Annotated in this window: 1 protein-coding gene; it reads right to left on the bottom strand. The window is 40.9% G+C overall.

The genetic code is table 11. The features are described 5' to 3' along the window. Positions 1-61: 61 nt before the first annotated feature. The gene (locus B371_RS0100730) at positions 62-2,419 is read right to left on the bottom strand and encodes a putative transposase (RefSeq protein ID WP_019412433.1); all 2,358 of its coding nucleotides are present in this window, start codon (positions 2,417-2,419) and stop codon (positions 62-64) included. Positions 2,420-2,589: the final 170 nt, after the last annotated feature.

Raw genomic sequence — 2,589 nt, 5'->3', positions numbered from 1 at the left:
TACAGGACTCAGGACAAAGCTCCCGAGTTTTTTGTAGTCCTTCTCCTATTTAAGGGCATAATCATTTTACCGAAAAAAAGAGCCGTTTCCCTGTTTTTTCTATTTTAGTCTCCATTGCGTTCATCTCTATACACAACTTCTCCGTGGCTTTTCGATATGCGGGAATATGCAGTGCTTTTAGACGAACAATCACGACATCCTTTTGCTCCTCGACCGTCCCTCCTTGGTCTGAAATTGCACGTAGTAATGCATGTAGATCCCTTGGGTCATTATAACAACGACTAAACACATCCTTTAACATTTGCTCCGCATTATAAAGAACGATTCGCAGTACATCCAGAAACTGTTTGCTGTTTAGTGTTAGTTCTAAAGACGGTTCTCTATCTTCCTGAACAGCTATTCTTTCCGTTATTGCGGAAAGTTTATTGGTAAGTTCCGTGGATTTAGCTGTCCTTTCCTCTTTTTTGGTCATAAGTATCTGAATGCTTTTCTGTTGTAAGATTTCTTCAAGTGGCTTGTCCTTTTTCTTTCTTGCTGTCAATCTTTGTGCGATTTTCTGATTGAGTTTGTCGACTTCGTTCTGTATCTTTTTGATCTCTTTTTTCAGGGCCTTCCGTAATGGGTTGGCCTTCGTTAATGGTACTTCTCGTTCGGCAGTTTCGTAACTGGGAATATAATCCAACCGTTGCTCGTGTTTGGCGTAACGAAAATAGTTCTCTTGTCGCCATCGGTGGCACAGTGTATCAATGATTTCTCCTGTTGAAAGAGGATTAAAGTCTGGGTAATCCTCCTTGGTAAAACGCCAAGAATTGGTGACTAACGTAGAAGGATTACGGTCTTGATCTTTTTTCAGCTTTTCTGTGGCAAGAAAACTGATTGCCTCCACGTCGTATCCCTGTACTGTAATGTTTCTGCACCAGTAATGGTATTGGACTGTAGGTCCTTCCTGTATGCCCTCCGTATCAGGAAATTGGTGATAGACCAAATCTGTGAGATCCGCCAAAACGACAGGGGTGTCCCACTTGCGCCAGGTTATGTAGAGGACACCTAATTCATCTAGTACGGAAAAGAATTTCGTATCATACAGTTCACGATCAAACGCAACCACGAGTGGCGAACGCTTGCCATTTTCGTTCCATAACTGTAGTGCATCTTTAATCATTTCCAAGACGGTATCCCGAAAAGACAAAGACGTATCATGCACACGTAAGAACACAGGGCGCCCCTTTTGATCATTAGCAAACACTTGTTCAAGTACCTTCATCGGAAAGCGCCTTGATGATGTATAACCCTTTGGTAAATCAACATGCCCGTAATACGGGATTTTGTGCCCATCAAAATACAATGTTCCAAGTTCGATTACATCAAGCTGTACATAGCGGCGTACCAATTGCAACATCCAGTTTTCGGTCACACGTTCATCTACGCATTCCTTGAAGTAGCGTCTCAACGTTTTTACAGATGGTGTACGATTTCTAGATCCCAACAAAACACCAAATTCCCGTGGTTGTACAAACTTGAATTGTTCGATAGATGAAAACTGAAACCATAGTAAGAAAATCAAAGTCATCATCCAGTTTTTCATGCCATAGGCGTGGGGTTCTGAAGAATTTACATGTTCACTATTTTCTTCCTGTGCTTGGCGAAACAAGCCAGCAGGGTCTATTTTCTGCAAAAATGGAAGGAGAAGAAATCCCCCCGCATAATTGGATTCCACCTCGGTTTTTTCTTCATGTATCAAATTTATCGGCAAGGATGTTGGAACAATTGGTAATGTTTCCATTAAAGATTCATGTTCTAATCCCCCCGGAAGAGGTCGTTGATCATCTTCCGTCAAGGGGCCCGGAGTTTCCGTCATAAGAGCATTACTTTCTTTCAAAGGTTCCTTTGTTTTAGGAATCATTTCCCCTGTAAGCATAGACTCCAAGAAATAATCATCCGAAAACAGATTCATCTGTTCTTTGTAAGCCTTCCCCCTCTTTACGTATGAGACCATGTCAGGCGAGAGGGACACGCCATATGTTTCTTTAATAAGTCGAACCATTTTGTTATAGGAAATTTTTTTTGCATTATGGATAAATTGTAGAATTTCGGGTGTAACTTTCGTGTGTTGGGGACCCGTTTTTTGTTTGATTAAACCGATCGGTCCGTTTGCACGATACGAGCGCGTAAAATTATGTATAGTAGATACCGACCATCCCATTAAGATAGCGACTTCCTCGTAGTTTCCTACTTTTGATTGTATCAAGAAGACAGCGGCCATCCTCTTGGAAACCGCATCATCGTTTTTATAAGCAACAATAGCGAAATGGGATTTCCAATAGACGACGGTCTTTTTTTCACCAGAGACAGCCACCAAATTAGGAACCTGATCAATAGTAGATACAAATCCTTCACCAAAAAAAGTAAGTTGATCCAAAATACTAACACCCCATTTCATTCCTTATATGTTATTAATTATACCACATTCCCAGAAATATATCCACTTTATACTACAATAAACCCTCGGTATTTTTGTAAAAAAATAAGCGCTCAACCCGCATTAAATGGGGGTTAAATGCTTATGAAGATCCAATGTCCCGAGTCCTG

Origin of the sequence: Paenisporosarcina sp. TG20 (genome assembly GCF_000286315.1) — a bacterium.
Lineage (GTDB): Bacteria > Bacillota > Bacilli > Bacillales_A > Planococcaceae > Paenisporosarcina.
Note: the sequence above shows the minus strand (reverse complement) of the source record. Positions and strands in the feature narration are given on the sequence as shown.